Source organism: Rhodococcus sp. MEB041, from assembly GCF_030208955.1.
Lineage (GTDB): Bacteria > Actinomycetota > Actinomycetes > Mycobacteriales > Mycobacteriaceae > Rhodococcoides.
The window spans coordinates 895,218-913,595 of the sequence record NZ_JARVSZ010000002.1; the positions used below are offsets into that span (position 1 = coordinate 895,218).

17 protein-coding genes and 1 tRNA gene are annotated in these 18,378 nt (G+C 69.4%); 10 read left to right on the top strand and 8 right to left on the bottom strand.

The window, feature by feature from the left end:
- Nucleotides 1–2: 2 nt before the first annotated feature.
- From QRN16_RS08175 to QRN16_RS08205, 7 genes are all read left to right on the top strand, one after another.
- Entirely contained in the window at nt 3–950 is a 948-nt protein-coding gene (locus QRN16_RS08175; protein WP_285185599.1) for a methionyl-tRNA formyltransferase, read from the top strand.
- 103 nt (nt 951–1,053) lie between these two features.
- The gene (locus QRN16_RS08180) at nt 1,054–2,154 is read left to right on the top strand and encodes a GGDEF domain-containing protein (RefSeq protein WP_285185601.1); all 1,101 of its coding nucleotides are present in this window, start codon (nt 1,054–1,056) and stop codon (nt 2,152–2,154) included.
- Nucleotides 2,155–2,213: 59 nt separating this feature from the next.
- Nucleotides 2,214–3,248, top strand: coding sequence for an NAD-dependent epimerase/dehydratase family protein (locus tag QRN16_RS08185; RefSeq protein WP_222649314.1), 1,035 nt, complete (start codon nt 2,214–2,216; stop codon nt 3,246–3,248).
- A gap of 45 nt (nt 3,249–3,293) precedes the next feature.
- The gene (locus QRN16_RS08190; protein ID WP_056445758.1) at nt 3,294–4,358 is read left to right on the top strand and encodes a YihY/virulence factor BrkB family protein; all 1,065 of its coding nucleotides are present in this window, start codon (nt 3,294–3,296) and stop codon (nt 4,356–4,358) included.
- 51 nt (nt 4,359–4,409) lie between these two features.
- The gene (locus QRN16_RS08195) at nt 4,410–5,516 is read left to right on the top strand and encodes a GGDEF domain-containing protein (protein WP_222649315.1); all 1,107 of its coding nucleotides are present in this window, start codon (nt 4,410–4,412) and stop codon (nt 5,514–5,516) included.
- A 170-nt stretch (nt 5,517–5,686) separates the two neighbouring features.
- Nucleotides 5,687–6,619 (top strand): SDR family NAD(P)-dependent oxidoreductase, encoded by a 933-nt coding sequence (locus QRN16_RS08200; protein WP_051613353.1) that lies wholly within the window; start codon nt 5,687–5,689, stop codon nt 6,617–6,619.
- 4 nt (nt 6,620–6,623) lie between these two features.
- Nucleotides 6,624–7,178, top strand: coding sequence for a hypothetical protein (locus QRN16_RS08205; protein ID WP_285185607.1), 555 nt, complete (start codon nt 6,624–6,626; stop codon nt 7,176–7,178).
- Here the strand turns inward: QRN16_RS08205 and QRN16_RS08210 are convergent.
- Nucleotides 7,145–8,038, bottom strand: coding sequence for a siderophore-interacting protein (locus tag QRN16_RS08210; RefSeq protein ID WP_285185609.1), 894 nt, complete (start codon nt 8,036–8,038; stop codon nt 7,145–7,147). The two genes, QRN16_RS08205 and QRN16_RS08210, sit on opposite strands and share 34 nt — an antisense overlap.
- Before the next feature lie 167 nt (nt 8,039–8,205).
- Between QRN16_RS08210 and QRN16_RS08215 the strand changes: the two genes are divergently transcribed.
- Both QRN16_RS08215 and QRN16_RS08220 read left to right on the top strand, forming a co-directional pair.
- Nucleotides 8,206–8,278 (top strand) — tRNA-Asn (locus tag QRN16_RS08215).
- A 129-nt stretch (nt 8,279–8,407) separates the two neighbouring features.
- Complete coding sequence (locus QRN16_RS08220) at nt 8,408–8,644, top strand: hypothetical protein (protein WP_027505741.1); 237 nt, start codon at nt 8,408–8,410, stop codon at nt 8,642–8,644.
- Here QRN16_RS08220 and dnaG read toward each other — a convergent pair.
- From dnaG to QRN16_RS08255, 7 genes are read right to left on the bottom strand one after another with little or no spacing between them, the layout of a single operon-like run.
- Nucleotides 8,641–10,566 carry a DNA primase gene (gene dnaG, locus QRN16_RS08225; RefSeq protein ID WP_056445766.1) on the bottom strand — a complete coding sequence of 642 codons (1,926 nt, stop codon included), beginning with the start codon at nt 10,564–10,566 and terminating at the stop codon, nt 8,641–8,643. The two genes, QRN16_RS08220 and dnaG, sit on opposite strands and share 4 nt — an antisense overlap.
- Before the next feature lie 57 nt (nt 10,567–10,623).
- The gene (locus QRN16_RS08230; protein ID WP_222630427.1) at nt 10,624–11,895 is read right to left on the bottom strand and encodes a deoxyguanosinetriphosphate triphosphohydrolase; all 1,272 of its coding nucleotides are present in this window, start codon (nt 11,893–11,895) and stop codon (nt 10,624–10,626) included.
- On the bottom strand, nt 11,892–12,581 hold the full coding sequence (locus tag QRN16_RS08235; protein ID WP_027505738.1) for a YdcF family protein: 690 nt from the start codon (nt 12,579–12,581) through the stop codon (nt 11,892–11,894). Before QRN16_RS08235 ends, QRN16_RS08230 begins: the two co-directional genes overlap by 4 nt.
- Nucleotides 12,582–12,627: 46 nt before the next feature.
- Nucleotides 12,628–13,236: a response regulator transcription factor gene (locus QRN16_RS08240; protein ID WP_027505737.1), complete on the bottom strand. Its 609-nt coding sequence runs from the start codon at nt 13,234–13,236 to the stop codon at nt 12,628–12,630.
- On the bottom strand, nt 13,233–14,432 hold the full coding sequence (locus QRN16_RS08245; RefSeq protein WP_162246772.1) for a sensor histidine kinase: 1,200 nt from the start codon (nt 14,430–14,432) through the stop codon (nt 13,233–13,235). The genes QRN16_RS08240 and QRN16_RS08245 overlap by 4 nt, the downstream gene beginning before the upstream one ends.
- 35 nt (nt 14,433–14,467) lie before the next feature.
- Nucleotides 14,468–15,259 (bottom strand): ABC transporter permease, encoded by a 792-nt coding sequence (locus tag QRN16_RS08250; protein WP_056445772.1) that lies wholly within the window; start codon nt 15,257–15,259, stop codon nt 14,468–14,470.
- On the bottom strand, nt 15,256–16,170 hold the full coding sequence (locus QRN16_RS08255; protein ID WP_056445775.1) for an ABC transporter ATP-binding protein: 915 nt from the start codon (nt 16,168–16,170) through the stop codon (nt 15,256–15,258). The genes QRN16_RS08250 and QRN16_RS08255 overlap by 4 nt, the downstream gene beginning before the upstream one ends.
- Before the next feature lie 127 nt (nt 16,171–16,297).
- Here QRN16_RS08255 and QRN16_RS08260 point away from each other — a divergent pair, with 127 nt between their 5' ends.
- Nucleotides 16,298–18,319, top strand: coding sequence for a TPM domain-containing protein (locus QRN16_RS08260; protein WP_285185616.1), 2,022 nt, complete (start codon nt 16,298–16,300; stop codon nt 18,317–18,319).
- Nucleotides 18,320–18,378: the final 59 nt, after the last annotated feature.

Here is an 18,378-nt window from a genome sequence, read left to right on the forward strand (position 1 = left end):
GCATGCGAGTGGCGATGTTCGGCTATCAGACCTGGGGACACACGACGCTTCGGACGGTCATCGAGTCCGATCACGAGGTGGTCCTGGCCGTCACCCATCCTCCCAGTGAGCACTCGTACGAGTCGATCTGGTCGGATTCCGTGGAAGATCTGGCACGCGCCCACGACGTGCCGGTCCACCTCGCCCTCACTCCGGACGATGCGCTGCGCGTCGCGTTGGAGGAGGCGAAGCCGGACATCATCGTCGCGAACAACTGGCGCACCAAGCTGCCCCGGTCCATCTACGACATGCCGCCGCACGGCACCCTCAACCTGCACGACTCACTGCTGCCCCGGTTCACGGGTTTCTCCCCCGTGATCTGGTCGCTGATCAGCGGCGCGGCCGAGACCGGCCTGACCGCGCACCGTATGGACGACGAACTCGACACCGGCGACGTCGTCATCCAGCGGTCCGTTCCGATCGGCCCGCGCGACACCGCGACCCAGTTGGTGCAGGCGACCATCGACCTCATTCCCGAGGTACTGCTCGAGGCACTCGGCGCGATCGAGAGCGGCACCGCGGTGTGGACCCCGCAGGACCTCTCGCAGCGGACGTTCTTCCACAAGCGTGCGGACATCGACAGCCGTATCGACTGGACGTGGCCGGCAGAGGACATCGACCGTCTGGTCCGCGCTCAGTCCGACCCCTACCCCAACGCGTGGACCCATCACCGTGGCCGTCGGATCCGTATCGTCGAAGCGCATGTGTCGCAGGGCATCTACGGCGGTACACCCGGTCGCGTCTTCATCCACGAGGGTGACGGCATGGCGATCGTCTCCGGCCCGAACGCCCACCTCGGCCGTAACCGAGCGCTCGTGATCGACGCGGTGCGCACCGAGGACGACGACCGCACGATCCCTGCTGCGGAGTACTTCCCCCGCGGCGGCGGGTACCTCACCGACGCTCCCTGACGTTCGGTTCCGGCAGGTCGGGCGAACGGGATCACGAACGGGTCGGGTCGGGTACATTTCACCTGGAAGCGGGTGACGGGGGCTGGTCACGAGGACGGTCTACATGGCGAGAATCACCGGTCCCGGTTCGTGGACGGACCGTGCGCAGCACTCACGGACGGTGTGGCGATCCACGGCACGCGCGGGTGATCCGGTGCGCTCCGACCTCGTCATCGTCGAAGGACTCGCCACCATCACGGCACTCTGCACGCTCCTGTTCGGCGCTGTCGTGGTCTGGATGACGACGGCCGACGACTACGCGTTCTCCTGGTGGTCGAAGACCTACACCTTCGGGGTCACGGTGACCGCCGCAATCACCTGGTGTGCGTTGCACACCCCGCGTGCCGCCATCTTCTACCGGCACACGGACGCGGTCACCCTGGTGGCCGCGATTCTCGTCGTCGGCAGTCCGGTCCTCGCCTATGCCAGCGCGGGGTCTGCTTACCCGGCCTTCGGACTCGTTCTGGCCATCGTGGCCTTCGCCGGAATACTCCAACGTCGCGCCCACATCGTCACGTTCACCACGCTGGCGGTGTGCGCGTGGACGGCGTTGGCGGTGGCTCACGGCACGGACGTGAGCGTGCAGACCTTCGCGGTGTCGGTGCTGCGAACCGTTCTCGTCGTCGCGGTCATCCACTACTTCCGCATGAAGACCATCGACCTGCTGTGGGAGAAGTATCGGATGGTCGACGAGCAACGTGCCGCGGCCGACTCCCTGTCGCACGTCGACGATCTCACCGGCCTGGCGAACCGTCGCGGCCTCCAGCGACGTGCGGCGACCGAACTCGATCGGTGCCGACGAGAGTCTCGGCCCGTGAGCGTTCTCTACCTCGACGTGGACGGTCTCAAAGATGTCAACGACACCCTCGGGCACGATGCCGGAGATGCCGTACTGGTACGACTCGCCGAGATGCTGGGGACCGCGTTCCGCGGCAGTGACATCGTCGCCCGCGTCGGCGGTGACGAATTCGTCGTGGTCCTCCCCGACACGGACCGGACCGTGGCGCTGGATCTGGGCGCGTCCATCCGCGATCTCTCGATGACCACCGAGGTGTCCGTCAGTGTCGGACTGGCAGTGTGGAGTCCGGGACCACACGCGCCGGATCTCGACGACCTGACGAGGCGCGCCGACAACGCGATGTATCGGGTCAAGTCACGGCGCTGAACGGCGACGCGGGAGCCGGATACCCGTTTGGCTCCCCGACGCACGGGTATCGCCACGACATGCCGGAACAACGCAGTGGGCTCGTCGTGGCCGTGACCGGAGCGACGGGAAACCTCGGGACCTCGGTCGTCGACGCGCTGGTCGTCGACCCGGCGGTCTCCGCAGTCCGTGCGATCGCGCGGCGCTCGCCCGTGCCGACGAACGGTCGTCCGGCGTGGGCTCCCGCACGGACGACGTTCGTCGAGGCGGACATCGCACGGGACGACCTGGTTCCGCTGTTCGACGGAGTCGACGTCGTCGTACACCTGGCGTGGCAGTTCCAGCCGTCGCGCGATCCGGTGCAGACCTGGGACGTCAACGTCGTCGGCGCGATGCGGGTCTTCGACGCCGCGGCGGCGGCCGGAGTGAGCGCGTTGGTGCACGCGTCGTCGGTCGGTGCCTACTCCCCGGGATCGAAAGACGTTCGGGTGACCGAGGACTGGCCGACGCACGGCTGGCAGGGCGCGGCCTACACGCGCGAGAAGTCGTATCTCGAGCGTGTGCTCGACCGGGTGGAGACGCGGAATCCCGACCTCCGGGTCGTCCGGATGCGCCCGGCCTTCGTCTTCGAGGCGTCGGCGTCCACGGAACAGCGTCGACTGTTCGGCGGACCCTTCATCCCGGCCCGGCTGGTGCGACCCGCGTTCGTCCCGGTCTTCCCTGACATCGCGGATCTGGTGTTCCAGGGAGTGCACTCCCGCGATGTCGGACGAGCATTCGCCGCGGCGGCGGTGCGCGAGGTGTCGGGCGCGTTCAACCTCGCGGCGGACCCCGTCATCACCCCGGCCACCTTCGCGGAAATTCTCCGCGCGCGGTTGATCCCTCTGCCCGCGTCCGCGGTGCGACTCGCCCTCGATGCTCTGTTCACCGCACGCCTCGTTCCCACCGACCCCGGCCTGTTCGACGCGGTGCTGCGGCTTCCCATCATGGACTCCGGTCGCGCCCGCGACCTGCTGGAGTGGGCGCCTCGACACACCGCGCAGGACGCTCTCGCCGAGTTCGTCCGCGGCGTGCACGAGGTGGAGGACGCCCCGACCCCGCCGCTGTCCGCGTGACCCGGCGGCGGTTTGCGTCGGGTGAGTGCGGGTAGTCCGCAGTCCATGACCCGAGAGCAGACGACGGGTGACGACCCGGCCCACGCGGACCCGGACGATCCTCGGAAGCCCGATTCACCCACCGATCTCACCAAGCCGTCGTTCTTCTACGTCCTGCGCAAGACCGCGCGCGAGTTCTCCAAGGACCAGTGCACCGATCTGGCCGCTGCTCTCACGTATTACGCGGTGCTGTCGCTGTTCCCGGCTCTTCTCGCCGTCGTGTCCCTTCTCGGCGTGTTCGGGCAGGGCGAGCGCACCGTCACCGCGGTGCTCGACATCGTGTCCGACCTGGGGCCCTCGTCCGCCGTCGACACACTGCGCGGACCGGTCGAGCAGCTCGTGCAGGCGCCCACCGCCGGACTCGCCCTGATCATCGGTCTGGCCGGCGCCCTCTGGTCGGCGTCCGGCTACGTGGGCGCGTTCGGCCGCGCCATGAATCGGATGTACGAGGTGGACGAGGGCCGACCGATCTGGAAGCTGCGACCGGTCATGCTGGTCGTCACTCTGGTCGGCCTGATCTGCATCGCCGCAGCGGGACTCATGCTGGCCGTCAGCGGTCCCGTCGCCACGGCCGTGGGTGACGCGATCGGTGCCGGCGACACCGCACTGACGGTGTGGAACATCGCGCGGTGGCCCGTCGTCCTCGCGCTGATCGTCCTGGCCGTCGCGATCCTCTACTACGCCACACCCAACGTGCAGCAGCCGAAGTTCCGATGGATCAGCACAGGGGCCGGCATGGCCATCGTCGTGTGGATCCTCGCGTCCGTGCTCTTCGGTTTCTACGTCGCGAACTTCAGCAGCTACAACAAGACCTACGGCTCGTTGGCCGGCGTGATCATCTTCCTGCTGTGGCTCTGGATCACGAACCTCGCTCTGCTGTTCGGGGCGGAACTCGATTCCGAGCTGGAACGCGGCCGCCAACTCCAGGCCGGCATCGAGGCCGAGGACCATCTGCAGCTTCCACCGCGCGACACGCGCGTCTCGGAGAAGAACGAGGAGACCGATCGCGAACACGTCGAACGTGGTCGCGCCCTGCGCCTCTCCCACGGCGAGGACTCGTCCGCCCGGTAGCGTGGTGGTAACACGGGCCATGGGAGCCCGGAGCGAGGGCGGTCTGCGCGAGTGAGTGACACGGGGGCGGGCGCGCTGGTGGCGTCCGCACGCCGAGCGCGTCGGCAGTGGCGCGACAGCGCCCACGACGGCGATCCGGTGCGATCGGACGTGGTGGTCGTCCAGGGCCTCGCCGCGATCTGCGTGCTGAGCACCGTTCTGTACGGAGCGGTGTTCCTGTGGGTGGTGACGGACCCCCACTACGCGGTCCACTGGTGGGTTCAGTCCTACAACCTGCTGGTCGCCGCGCTCGCGGCCACGACGTTCTGGGCACTGCACACGCCGCGGGCCGTGTGGTTCTACCGTCACACGGACGTCGTGACGTTCGTCGCCGCAGCCCTGATCATCGCCAGTCCCGTTCTGGGCAACGCCGATGCGGACTCCGGTTTCCCCGCCTTCGGACTCGCGCTCTCCATCGTCGCCGCCGCCGCGCTGCTGCAACGACGATGGCACGTTGTCGTCGTCGTCACCGGGGGCGTACTGGCCTGGATCGCCCTTGCCTCGGTCAACGGGATCGGAGACGTCGGGGTGCGCACCTTCGCGGCCGCGATCGTGCGCACCGTTCTGGTGGCGGGGTTGATCCACTACGTGCGGATCCGCACCATCGGTCTGCTGTGGGAGCGCTACAGGTCGGTGGATCGAGCACGCGCTCGAGCCGATTCGCTGTCTCACCGAGACGACCTGACGGGGCTGCTGAACCGGCGCGGTCTCGCGCGGGGCGCCTCGCCCGCGCTCGCCGACTGCGAACGTGATGCCGTGCCCGTCGGTGTCCTCTATCTCGATCTCGACGGTCTCAAGGAGATCAACGACCGAGCCGGCCACGACGCGGGCGACACGGCGCTGGTACGACTGTCCGGCATTCTCCACAGAAGTTTTCGCTCCGACGATCTGATCGCCCGCGTCGGCGGCGACGAGTTCGTGGTCGTCCTCCCAGGGGTCGGCGAACAGGAGGTCCTCGATCTCGGGGCGACCGCCCTCGACGGGCTCGGCGCCGCGCAGCTCTCCGTCAGTGCGGGGGTCGCGGTGTGGAACCCCGCCCCCGGCGGCGTCGGCCCGGACCTCGACGAACTGATGAGGCGGGCGGACAACGCGATGTATCGCGAGAAATATCGGCGTTGATCGGTCTCGTCCTGCTCGTGACTCCGAATTCGGGGTACTGCTCTGGGACGCCGCCGGTCACATCCGCGGCGTCGACGGCGTCGAGAACTGGCGTCACCATCGACGGTCTCGGCCGTCGACTCTCCGGACGCGCGCCGACGTCGGCAGCGCGTCGATACTCGAGGTGATCCATGACCCAGTCCATCTCTCCCACCGATCGTCGATCCGCCGGGACGATCCTGATCACCGGCGCGTCCAGCGGTATCGGTCGCGCCACCGCCCACCTCTACGCCGAGCGCGGCTGGTCCATCGTCGTGTGTGCCCGTGGCCGTGACGGTCTGGCCGCCGTGGCCGACGAATGCCTGCAACGCGGCGCCGCCGCGGTGGCCGTCAAGCCGGTCGACGTGGTGCGCGGCGACGACGTGACCAAGGTCGTCACCGAGGTCGTCGAGCAGTTCGGCCGCCTCGACGTCTGCGTGCACTCCGCCGCGGTGATGTCCTACGGGACGTTCCTCGACACCCCGGCAGAGGTGTTCGATCACGCCGTGTCGGTCGACCTGCTCGGGTCCGCGAACGTCGCACGGTCGACGCTCACGGTGTTCCGCGACCAGGAGCACGGCCACCTCGTGGTCATCGGCTCGTTGCTGGGCCGTATCGCGGTGCCGTGGATGGGCACCTACGTCACGTCCAAATGGGGGCTGCGCGGCCTCACCCGTGTTCTCCAGCAGGAGGTTCGGCAGTATCCCGGCGTCCACGTCAGCGCCGTCGCACCCGGTGCCGTGAACACGCCGATCTACGAGCAGGCCGCCACCGTCGTCGGCAGAGCGGGGTCGCCGCCTCCCCCCGTCGCGGAGCCCGAGGTCATCGCCCGTGCCGTCGCGGCGGTCGTCCGGCGCCCACAGCGTGAGCGGGACGCCGATGCGGTGTTCGGCCTCGTCAACAAGTTCGCGTCGGCGGGCTACTCGCTGGTCCCGGCGGTCTTCGATCGACTCGTCGGGCCGTTGATGTGGCGTTTCGGCATCGCACGCGAGCCCAAAGACGATTCGGAGGGCAATGTATTCCACTCCAGGACCGCACCTCCCCCGCGGAAAGTGACCGCGCGGACCGGAGACCGTCCACACTGAGTCCATGACCACCCGACGCCGGTTGCCCCCACAGAAGCTCGGATCCCTCATCGGCGCCGTGTTCGGACTCGTGTTCGTGGTGGTCAACTCGGCGTCGTCGCCGACACTCCTGCGTATTGTGTTTTGTGTGGCCGCTGCGGCGGCCGCGATCACCGTTCTTGTGGGAATCGCGCGCAATCCCGTGGCCACGGTGCCCGCGGGTGTCACACCGTTCGGACGCGGTTACGCCGTGATCGTGCTCGCCGAGGTGGTGCTGCTCTTCGTCGGCATCCGCGTCGTGGCGGGGCCTCTCGGACTGCCCGAGGCCGGGGTCGCCTGGGTGGCCGTCGTGGTCGGCGTGCACTTCGTCGTCCTGGCGCGCCTGTGGCACCTGCGACTGTTCGACGTCCTGGGCGCGCTGCTGACCGTTCTCGGGGTGCTCGGCTTCGTCCTGGCCGTCGCCGGGTCGGACCGGATGTGGATCGACATCGTGGCAGGGGTCGCTTCGGGTGCGGTGCTCCTGGAGTTCGCGCGCCGAGGAGTGCGTCAGAGACCCACCTTCTCCAGCGCTTCGTCGTAGATCAAGGCCGCCTCGGACTCCGAACGGCCCTCCTGAAGCGCGCCCACGTAGACGGCGGACACCTCCTTCTCCACCGCCGTGTACTTCGCGAGCCACTGCTCGGCTCGCACGCGCCAGTAGCCGATGATGTCGAAACGGTCGACGCCCATACCCTGCTCGCGGCGCACGTACTTGCGGACGGCACGCGAGTCCGCGGCCTCCCCCGCGAAGAAAACGTAACCCTCGCCCGGCGGGAACTCCCACGCCTGCACCGCGTCCGGCAGCACTCCGGGACCGTGCCCGTTACCGGACCCGACGCACCACTGCACTGTCACCTCGGCCGCCGACTCGAACGTCTGCACGTCGGCCTCGTCGAGAACCTCGACGATCGCATGGGCCCGAGTGTTCGCGGGCAACTCCTCGAGCACTCGGCCCAGCGCCGGAAGCCCGGCGAGATCCGCCGCGAGGAGGAACCACGCGGTGTCCGCCGGCGGCGCGAACCAGTGCCGCGGTGGAGTGACGACCACGACGTCGCCCGGTCGCGCCGACAGCGCCCAGGAGGCGGCCACCCCGCCGTCGTGGGCGACGAAGTCGATCACCAGCTCACCGGCGTCCGTCACCCGGCGCACCGTGTAGTTGCGGCCCTCGGGACGGGCGGCGTCGTCGTGGTACCACCACACCCCGTCGACGCACTGCATGGCCGGCGGCCGAGCGTCGCCGGGAGCCGGGAAGTAGAGCGCGACGCACTCGTCCGCCACACCGGCCGGGCGGTACCGGCGCAGGTCCTCCCCGCCGAAGGTGAGGCGAACGAGGTTGGGGCTCAGTGTCGTCCGGTCCACCACCTCGGCCCAGTAGAAGGTCGGCTCCGTGTCGTCGGTCATCGTCGGTGCTCCCGCAGTCGAGGTCGTCGTTCCGAGTTAGGTTACCCTGACAAGGCCGGGTGTGGTGGTGCCAGGACGAGGCGATTTGGTGGTCGACGGGTGCCATGGGTTAGAGTCTCTTCTCGGCGAGGATGCATCCGAGAGGGTGCTGTCGGAGCCACGAACATTCCCCCATAGCTCAATTGGCAGAGCATTCGACTGTTAATCGAAGGGTTTCTGGTTCAAGTCCAGATGGGGGAGCATGCAGAGCCCGTGACCGTCGTCGGTCACGGGCTCTTCTCGTTTCGCCGCACCCGCCCCGGGGAGTTCGCCGTGCCCGGTCACGTCGGGCAGGATGGAATCAGACGTCTCGAAAGGACTCACGCTCACATGATGGGAATGTTGGCCGGCATCGCTGCCGGATACGTGCTCGGCACCAAGGCGGGGCGTGCGCGCTACGAACAGATCAGCCGCGCGACGAAGGCGGTGGCGTCGAGCCCCGCGACGAAGAAGGTCGTGTCGGCCGGACGCCAGAAGTTGGCCGACACCCTCAGCACGCAGCCGAAGCTCGAGCCGATGAAGCAGGTCGACGACACTCAGCTCTACATCCCGCACGACAAGCTCTAGACGGCGGGGAACTCCGCGTCCGTGGTGCTGCCGACGGCCTGCTCCAACAGGCTGCGGCGGTACTGCTCGAGCGCGATGAGGTCGCCGAACAGCGCGTTGTAGTCGTCCGGCTTCTCGATGGGTGACATGCGCTGCAGCTTCGACTTCAGTTCCGCGACCTGCCGGCCGACCCACACCTCCTGCAGACGCGCGAGCACCCCCGAGATGTAGCGCGGGGTCGCCTCGTCGGAGATGGGCATGGCCTCGACGGCCAGTTCCGTGACCAGGGAGCGCAATCCCTTCGGCTCCGCCTTCTTGCCGACGGCGTCGAGCCACTCCCCGCCCCCGAGCCCCGCGGCCGTTCCACCGGCCTCGCGGACCGCCTCGGACACCGCGGCGTACGCCGGGTGCCCGAACGTCTCGGGGGGCAGCGAATCGAACACGGACCCGGCGATACCGGGGTGCTGCATGACTGCCTTGAGGGCTTCGCGCTGCGGCCACAGCGTGGGGTCGTTGCGCGCCGGATGGGCCGGTCCGACCGGCGCAGCCTTCTCGGTCTCAGTACTGCGCACCGGCCGCCGGAGCGGCGCCGGAGCGCCACCCTTCGCGATCTTGGCCGCTTCCTCGCGCACCCGGTTGACCACCATGCGCTCGTCTATCCAGCCCACCCAGCCGCTGAGCCGAGCCGCGTAGTTGTCGCGGAGCGCACGGTCCTTCATCTGCGCGACCATCGGCACGGTGCGGCGCAGGGCTTCGACCTGCCCCTCGGCGGTGTCGAGATCGCACTCGGACAGAGCGCCGCGAATGGCGAACTCGAAGAGCGGGGTACGACGCGCGACGAGATCACGTACTGCCGCGTCCCCCTTCTCGAGGCGCAGGTCGCACGGATCCATCCCGTCCGGAGCCACCGCGATGAACGTCTGGCCGGCGAGCTTCTGGTCTCCCGAGAAGGCCTTCATCGCGGCGGCCTGACCGGCGGAGTCCCCGTCGAAGGTGTAGATGATCTCGCCGCGCCAGAACTTGTCGTCCATCAGCAGGCGACGCAGGAGCGCGAGGTGCTCGTCACCGAAAGCGGTACCGCACGAGGCGACCGCCGTCTTGACTCCCGCCAGGTGCATGGCCATGACGTCGGTGTAGCCCTCGACGACGACGGCCTGATGCCCCTTGGCGATGTCCTTCTTCGCCAGATCGAGGCCGAACAGCACCTGAGACTTCTTGTACAGCAACGTCTCCGGGGTGTTGACATACTTTCCCGGCATCGTGTCGTCGTCGAAGATCTTGCGTGCGCCGAAGCCGATGACGTCACCGGACAGGTTGCGGATGGGCCACAGCAATCGACGGTGGAACCGGTCCATCGGACCCCGCTTGCCCTCGCGGGACAGCCCGGCCGCCTCGAGTTCCTTGAACTCGAAGCCCTTGTTCAGCAGATGCTTGGTGAGCGTGTCCCACCCACTCGGGGCGAACCCGCACCCGAACTCCTGTGCCGCGGCGGCATCGAAGTTGCGCTGCGTCAGGTAGTCCCGCGCCGCCTGCGCCTCGGGTGATCCGAGTTGCTCGGCGTAGAACTGCTGCGCTGCCGCATTGGCCGCGACGAGGCGGGACCGGGTCCCACGATCACGCTGGACCGAGGTGCCGCCACCCTCGTACGAGATGGAGTAGCTCAGCCGATCCGCGAGTTGCTCGACGCTCTCGACGAACGTGATGTGCTCGATCTTCTGCAGGAACGTGTACACGTCGCCGCCCTCACCACAGCCGAAGCAGTGGAAGGTACCGTGATTCGGCCGGACGTGGAACGACGGGTTCTTCTCGTCGTGGAACGGGCAGAGCCCGCTCATGGAATCGCCTCGCGGAGCCTTCAGTGCGACGTACTCGCCGACGATGTCCTCGATGCGAGTGCGTTCGCGAATGGCGGCTACATCGCGTTCAGGTATCCGGCCGGCCACGAGCCCAGTCTAGTGCCGGGTCCGACACGGCTCCCCCGCCGTACCGACCCGGACCCGCTAACCCCAGGACGCCTGCGCTCCGAGGCTGCTCTTGTCCACCCGTTCGAGCCGCGACTCCGTGTAGGACGCGATCTGATCCACCACGACGCGGACGCGTTGGGCGTCGTCCGCGGCGGCGTTCCACACGGGAACGAACATCGGATCGAGCGAGGCCGGCGCCGAGTACAGCAGCCAGGCCGCGACGCGGTGGATGCGATCGCGCTGACGGTCCTGCCGGAGCCGGTGCCCGGCGTCGGACATCACGTAACGCAGCGCCATCGTCTTGAGCAACGCCACCTCCGCTCGGACCAGCGACGGCACGGAGAGATCCGCCTCGTAGCGCCGCACAGGCCTGCCGTCGGCCGCCTCCCGGGTGCTGGAGATGGCGGCGGTGGTGAATCGGCCCACCAGTTCGCTCGTCATCCGCTTGAGCGCCACCGAGCGGACGAGAGTGCCGTCGTAGCCGGACGCATCGGTGACCACCGGCATCTCCGACAACCGCTGAGCGGCCTCGCGCATGTGGTCACGGTCGAAGCCGCGGAACTCGCTCACCGACATCTCGGCGAGGGCCGACTGCTCGCTGGGGTCCGCCAGCGACCGGAGGTCGATGCGCCCGGCGATGATGCCGTCCTCCACGTCGTGCACCGAGTACGCGACGTCGTCGGCCCAGTCCATCGCCTGCGCCTCCAGGCTCTGACGACCCTCGGGTGCGCCCTCGCGGATCCAGGTGAGGGTGTCGGCGTCGTCGTCGTAGGCGCCGAACTTCGCGCCCGGCCGCGGCCGCAGCCACGGGTACTTGATCGCGGCATCGAGCGAGGCACGAGTGAGGTTCAGCCCGGCGCTGGCGCCGTCCTCGGTGAGGACCTTCGGTTCCAGCACCGTGAGGATCCGAAGGTTCTGAGCGTTGCCCTCGAACCCGCCGCAGGACTCGGCCACCTCGTCGAGAGCTCGCTCGCCGTTGTGGCCGTAGGGCGGGTGGCCGATGTCGTGGGCCAGCCCGGCCAGTTCCACCAGATCGGGGTCGCACCCGATGCCGTCGGCGATGCTGCGCCCGATCTGGGCGACCTCCAGAGAGTGCGTCAATCGGGTGCGGGGCGTGTCGCCCTCACGGGGACCGGTGACCTGAGTCTTGTCGGCGAGGCGTCGCAACGCGGCCGAGTGCAGCACCCGGGCGCGATCACGGGCGAAGTGTCCTCGCGAATCGCCGGGTGTCTCGGTGAGCACCAGCGCGGCCGTCTTCGGCCCCTCCGCCACCAGTCGTTCGAGGTCCGCCGCGTCGTACTGCGTCACTGGCTGGCCGTGTACTGGAAGTCCGCGGAGTAGTGCGTCAGCTGGTACCACAGCAGAGCCGCTGTCTCCCTGGCGATCCCGTGGATCTGCGACTCGCGGGTGAACACGGCGGGGCCCTGGCGGGTGGGCGACGTCCACGCGTCCAGACCGGCGTCGCGCGCCATGGTGCGGGTGCGCAGCGAGTGCCACGGATCGCTCACCAGGGTGATGTCGGTCAGTCCTCGCGACTGCAACTCCGCCGCGACGGCCTCGATGCTGAGCAGGGTGTCCGACCCCTCCTCGACGGCGACGATGTCCTCGCCCGGAACACCCTGGTCCATCAGGTAGTTCCGACCCGACGCCGCCTCGGTGTAGTTGTCGCCCACCTGCTTGCCACCGACCGTCACGATCAGCGGAGCGACCCCGCTGGAGAACAGCGCCGACGCCTGTTCGAGTCGCGCCTCGAAGACCGACGAGGGGACGCCGTCGTACTGGGCCGCGCCGAGCACGACGATGGCGTCCGACGGCGTGTGATCGTCGATCCGAGCCACCTGCCACACCCGCACAGCGGTCCCACCGACGAGGAGCACTCCCACGAGGACCACGCCCGCCACGAGCCGACGGAGCCAGCGCGCGACGGTGCCGCCGAAGCCGAGACGATCGGGCTGCGGCACGTACGGGTCGTCGTAGCGGTAGTCGGTACTCACACGTCGATTCTGCCAGCCGCACCCGCGGAGATCGGTCCGGCGCGCCTCACAACCACCCGTTGTCCTCCGCGATGCGCACGGCCTCGGCGCGCGTGGTGGCACCGGTCTTCCCGATGGCGGCGGAGAGATGGTTCCGCACCGTGCCCTCGGAGAGGTGCAGTGCGGCGGCGATGGACCCGGCGGTGGTCCCGGAGCGCGCCGCGGACAGGACGTCCCGCTCCCGCGGTGTCAGGGGCGAGTTCCCGGCCGTCAGTGTCTCCGTCGCCAGTGCCGGGTCGATGACGCGCATCCCGGCGTGGACCCGCCGGACCGCCTCGGCGAGCTGGCGAGCGGGCGTGTCCTTGACCACGAATCCGCCGGCACCGGCGTCGATGGCCCGCCGCACGTACCCGGGCCGTCCGAAGGTGGTGACCACGAGCACGCGACACGTGGGGACTGCCGCCCGCAGCAGGGCGGTGGTCGCGATGCCGTCTCCCCCGGGCATCTCGACGTCGAGAAGCGCCACGTCGGGACGGTGCTCGAGCGCTGCGGGCACCACCTCGTCGCCGCGCCCCACCTCCGCGACGACGTCGAGATCGTGCTCGAGTCCCAACAGGGCGGCCAGAGCGCCGCGGACCAGGGCCTGGTCGTCGGCCAGCAGGAGTCGGATCGTCACGGCGCCGTCACCGTGAGAGTGAACCCGCCGTCACTTCCCCGTGCGACCCGGACGGCGGCGCCGAGGGCGTCCGCGCGGTCGGTGAGTCCCCGCAGGCCGGTGCCCGTGGACTCGCCCTGCGGCCCGATGCCGTTGTCCGCGACGGTGATCCGGCGGGCGTCGAGTCGCACCCGGCATTCGGTTCCGCCGCTGTGACGCACTACGTTCGTCACCGCTTCCCGGAGCGCCCAGGCGAACAGCTCACGGAACTCCTCCGCCACGTCACGCACCGACCCCTCGATGTGCAGTGTCATCCCTGCCGCTTCGACGGCGCTGCGCACTCCCCGTATCTCGGTGTCGAGTCGCAGGTGACGCAGCCCGCCCACCGTCGATCGCACGTCGGCGAGCGCTGCGCGCGAGAGGCTCTCGACGTCGGCGATCTCGACGGCGGCACGCGCCGGATCCACCTCGACGAGTCGCCCGGCCAGCTCGGCCTTCATGGTGATGACGGTCAGCGAGTGGCCGAGGATGTCGTGGACGTCGCGAGCGACTCTCTCGCGCTCCTCGACCACGGCCAGGTCGGACAGGCGGCGGCGCGCCTCGGTCAGCTGGATGTTGCGAGCGACGAGTTGGCTGATTCCCCAGGCGGCGAACGCGGCCACCGCCACGGTGAACCCGGCGGAATCGTCCGGGGTCCAACTCGGGACGACACGGGGAAGCACCTCGACCGCGGCGACGTTCGCAGCGAGCACGAGGAGACCCGACCGGCGAGGAAGGGTCATGACGGCGAGAACCGCCACGAACACGCATCCCGTCAACACGGAGTCACCGGCTGCGGGAGCGACCGGAACCAGCAGCAGCATCAGCGCCACCACCACAGCCCACTGTCGGGGCACCCGCACCTGCGCCTCGGCATGCAGCCGTCCCCGGAAGTCGCGGAAACCACCCAGGAACACCGCGGCGAAGGCGAGCAGACACAGCGCTGCGGCCACCTGCCAGTGGACGGGCCCGTCGTAACTCCACACCGCCCGTACCGGATAGATCAGGTAGGCCAGCCACACCGCACTGAAGACCCAGCCTCGGCGCACGGCGGCGCGCAGTCGCGTCCCCTCGCTGTCGTCGACGTTCACCTCGCGCGGCTCGATGACGAAATGCGACCGAAGTGACTGCACGAGGCCCTGACGACGGCCGAGCGCGGCGGCGGTGGTCCTGCTCACCGCCGCCACGCTAGACCCCCTGGTGTCCGGACGTGTCATACGCGGGCGGTGTCCTTGCGGAACATCGTCATCGCGCCGATCACGAAGATCGTCGTCCACACCGCGACGTTGACGAGCGCCTCCACCAGCGACGTCCACGAGGTGTCCCCGAGCGGCGACCGCGCCAACGTGGCCACCCCGTAGGTGGGGACGAACTTCGCCACGGTCGCGAACCATCCACTCGCCGGGACGAAGAGACCACCGGCGAACGCGAGCACAGCGAGACCGGGTCCGAGAATCTGCATCACGTTCTCCGACGGCAGCAGGTACCCCATGAAGAGGCCGAACGCCGCGAACACGATCGAGGTGATCCAGGCGAGCACGAAGCACTCCACCCATGCCGCGGCGGGAAGAGTCGCGCCTGTCGCCGCACCGACGGCGAAGACGACGGCCACGGACACGAGCCCGAGCGCCATGGCGACGACGACCTTCACCGCGATGTACGCGGTGGGGGTCAGCGGGGTGAGCCGCAGCTGACGGCTCCATCCGAGTCCGCGTTCGATCGAGACCATGGCGCCGCCACTCGTGGTGGCCAGCATCGCGCCGTAGAGGGCCATGCTCACCATGACGTAGCCGGTGACGTTCGCCGATCCTGCCGACTCGGTCTTCAGATCACCCTGCAGCCCGAAGATGAGGAAGAAGATCGGCGGCACGACGAGTGCGAAGACGACGGTGCGGCGGTTCCGCAACATCCGGCGCATCTCGAGTGCGAGGAAGCCGGCGTTGAATCCGCCCCGAGCCGGCAGCGTCCGGACAGTGGTGGTGGTGGTCGAATCGGTGGCGGTCATGCGAGGCTCCCGGTGGTGTCGGTGGTGAGGGTCAGGAACGCGTCCTCGAGAGTGTGGGGAACGATCTCCACCTCGCGAGCTGCGGTGTGTGCGAACAGGTATCGAGCGACTGCATCCGAGTCCGTCGCGTGGACGGTGAGCCGGTCACCGTGGATCTCGACGTCGTCGACGCCGGGAACGGCCAGCAGATCGGCTGCCCGCGCGCCCGGCAGGATCGCCGAGACCCGCCGGCCGGACGCCACGTTCTTGATCTCGGCCGCGGTGCCGTCCGCCACGATGCGCCCGTCGCGCAGCAGCACGATGCGGTCGGCGTAGGCGTCCGCCTCGTCGAGGTAGTGCGTGGCGAACAGGACCGTGCGTCCGTGCGAGGTGTCCTCGCGCATGGCGGCCCAGAACTCACGTCGGCCCTCCACGTCCATGCCCGTGGTCGGCTCGTCGAGCACGATGAGATCGGGATCCGGGAGCAGGGCGAGCGCGAACCGCAACCGCTGCTGCTGACCGCCGGAGCACTTCCCCACCATCCGGCCCCCGATGTCCGCGATGCCTGCGCGTGCCAGGACCTCCGAGACGGGCCGGGTGGACGAGTACAGGGTGCCGATGAGGCGAACGGTCTCCTCGACGGTGATGTCCTTGAGCAGTCCCCCGCTCTGCATCACCGCCGACACGCGGCCCGTCGCGACGGCGTCCTCGGGCGATCCGCCGAAGAGGGCGACGGAGCCCTCGTCGGGTCGACCGAGGCCCAGCATCATGTCGATCGTGGTGGTCTTGCCGGCGCCGTTGGGCCCGAGGAACGCGACGATCTCGCCCGGGTGGACGACGAGTGACAGGTCGTCGACGGCCTGGACACGGGTGTGGCCCGGCCCGGCGAACGACTTCCGCAAATGGTCGAGGTGAATCGCTGGTGTGGTCATGAGAAGAACACTGCTCCGATGCGAGGGACGAACCCTCGTTCGTGCGTCACGACCGCGGCATGACAGTTGTCACGGGTCTCTCGTCCTCGTTCGCACCGTTCGGCCACGCTCCCGGTAGGTTCCCACCATGACCCGGGTCCGAGTGCTCCTGCGTGCCGCCACCACCGCGATCCTGTTCGTCCTCGCCGTGGTCGGTGTGGGCGTGCCCGCCTCCGCCGAGGAACCGTTCCGAGTGCCCGAGCAGGTCACCGATCAGGCCGGCGCACTCGATGCCGGTGAGGTGTCCGAGGTGCAGTCCGCCGTCGACACCCTCTACGACGAGCAGGGCTTCCGGCTCTGGGTGGTCTTCGTCGACGACTTCTCGGGCCAGGCTGCCACCTCGTGGGGTGAGCGCACGGCGTCCACCAGCGACTTCGGGGACCGTGATGTGCTCATGGCGGTCGCGACGCAGGCCCGCTCGTACGTCCTGAACGTTCCCCAGGCACTGTCGAGCATCTCGGACTCGGAGATCTCCGAACTCGAGCAGGCCTCGATCGAACCGGCGCTGCGCGAGGAGAACTGGGCGGGCGCGGCGACGGCGGCAGCCACCGGCCTGGGCAAGGCGGCGTCGACCACCGGCTCGGGATCGGCAGGTCTCTGGGTCGCCGTCGGCGTGATCCTCGTCCTCGTACTGGGCGCCTTCGCCTTCACTCGGCTGCGCGCACGGCGGCGGCGAGCCGATGCACTGGAGGCCGCCGAGCAGTTGGACGGCAGTGACCCCGCGGCCTTCGCCGCTCTCCCGCTCGACGTCCTGGACGAGCGTTCCCGCGCTCTGCTGGTGGAGACCGACGAGGCGATCCGGGCCAGTGCCGACGAGTTGTCCACTGCCGTCGGCGAACTGGGACAGGCCGCGGCTCGCCCGTTCGTCGAGGCTCTCGACCGCGCCCGCCGCGCGCTCGCGGCCGCGTTCGAGACGAGGCAGCGTCTGGACGACGCGATCCCCGAGTCGCCCGACGAGCGGCGCCAGATGCTCCTGTCGATCATCACCTCGTGCAGTGACGCGGACCGGCACCTCGACGAGAAGGTCGCCGAGTTCGACGAGATCCGGAACCTGTTGATCGACGCGGACTCCCGTCTCGACGCGCTCACGCGCGGGCAGGTGGAGCAGACGGCGCGGCTGGACGCGGCGGCGGCGACCATGACGAGCCTCGCGGGGCGGTACGACAGCTCCGTCCTCGCGCCGGTGGCGAACAACGTCGACCTGGCGAAGGAACAGCTCGAGCTCGCCGACGCGAGCATCGACGAGGGGCGTGATGCCGCCGCGCAACCGGTGGGTCACCAGGGACCGGTGGTGGCCGCGGTGCGCACCGCGGAGAGTGCGCTGTCGCGCGCCCGATCGCTGCTCGACGCCGTCGAGCACGCCGACGCCGACATCGAGGCCGCGCGCTCCGGGCTCGACGCGGCGATGGCCGACGCGGAAGCCGACATCGCGTCGGCGGACCGCCTCGCCTCGCACGGCGGAGACCCACTCACCGCGGCACGGGCCGCCGTCGCCGAGGCGTTGGATCAGGCACGGACCCGCGGCACTCAGGATCCGCTGGGCAGTATGAACGCCCTCGTCGCGGCCGACGCGCAACTCGACTCCGCACTCGCCGTCGCCACACAGAGCAAGGAACAGGACGACCATGCCCGCGCTCGACTGGACCGGGACCTCGCGTCGGCGCAGGCACAGGTGCGGGCCGCGAGCGAGTACATCGGCGCCCGCAGCGGCGCGGTGAAGGTCCAGGCACGCACGCGGCTCGCCGAGGCCGAACGGCACGTCCAAGCCGCCCAGCAGCTGGGTGCCACGGACGCGCCACGCGCTCTGCAGCACGCCGGGGCCGCCCTGTCCCTCGCCGCGCAGGCGTCGCACCTCGCTCAGGCGGACGTCGCCGACTGGGAGGCGACACAGCGCCCTCGGCACAGCGGTGGGTACGGCGGCTCGTCCTCGGCGGGCGGCGTCCTCACCGGCGTGCTCATCGACAGCGTGCTGCGCGGCGGCTTCTCCGGGGGCCGCTCGTACGGGAACCGTCGCGGCGGTGGCTACGGCGGATTCGGCGGCGGCCCGCGCTCGTTCGGTGGCTCCGGCAGCTCGGGACGCATCGGACGCTCGTCCGGCGGACGTTTCTGAGCCGGTGACCGCCCGGGTCGCGGCGAGCGCCCTTGCCCTGACTCTCCTCGTCGGCTGCG

What these genes read in the sequence shown, in the direction of transcription:
- QRN16_RS08175 (WP_285185599.1), top strand. Translation starts at nt 3, where the DNA reads ATGCGAGTGGCGATGTTCGGCTATCAGACCTGGGGACACACGACGCTT.
- QRN16_RS08180 (WP_285185601.1), top strand. Translation starts at nt 1,054, where the DNA reads ATGGCGAGAATCACCGGTCCCGGTTCGTGGACGGACCGTGCGCAGCAC.
- QRN16_RS08185 (WP_222649314.1), top strand. Translation starts at nt 2,214, where the DNA reads ATGCCGGAACAACGCAGTGGGCTCGTCGTGGCCGTGACCGGAGCGACG.
- QRN16_RS08190 (WP_056445758.1), top strand. Translation starts at nt 3,294, where the DNA reads ATGACCCGAGAGCAGACGACGGGTGACGACCCGGCCCACGCGGACCCG.
- QRN16_RS08200 (WP_051613353.1), top strand. Translation starts at nt 5,687, where the DNA reads ATGACCCAGTCCATCTCTCCCACCGATCGTCGATCCGCCGGGACGATC.
- QRN16_RS08205 (WP_285185607.1), top strand. Translation starts at nt 6,624, where the DNA reads ATGACCACCCGACGCCGGTTGCCCCCACAGAAGCTCGGATCCCTCATC.
- QRN16_RS08210 (WP_285185609.1), bottom strand. Translation starts at nt 8,038, where the DNA reads ATGACCGACGACACGGAGCCGACCTTCTACTGGGCCGAGGTGGTGGAC.
- QRN16_RS08220 (WP_027505741.1), top strand. Translation starts at nt 8,408, where the DNA reads ATGATGGGAATGTTGGCCGGCATCGCTGCCGGATACGTGCTCGGCACC.
- QRN16_RS08250 (WP_056445772.1), bottom strand. Translation starts at nt 15,259, where the DNA reads ATGACCGCCACCGATTCGACCACCACCACCACTGTCCGGACGCTGCCG.
- QRN16_RS08255 (WP_056445775.1), bottom strand. Translation starts at nt 16,170, where the DNA reads ATGACCACACCAGCGATTCACCTCGACCATTTGCGGAAGTCGTTCGCC.
- QRN16_RS08260 (WP_285185616.1), top strand. Translation starts at nt 16,298, where the DNA reads ATGACCCGGGTCCGAGTGCTCCTGCGTGCCGCCACCACCGCGATCCTG.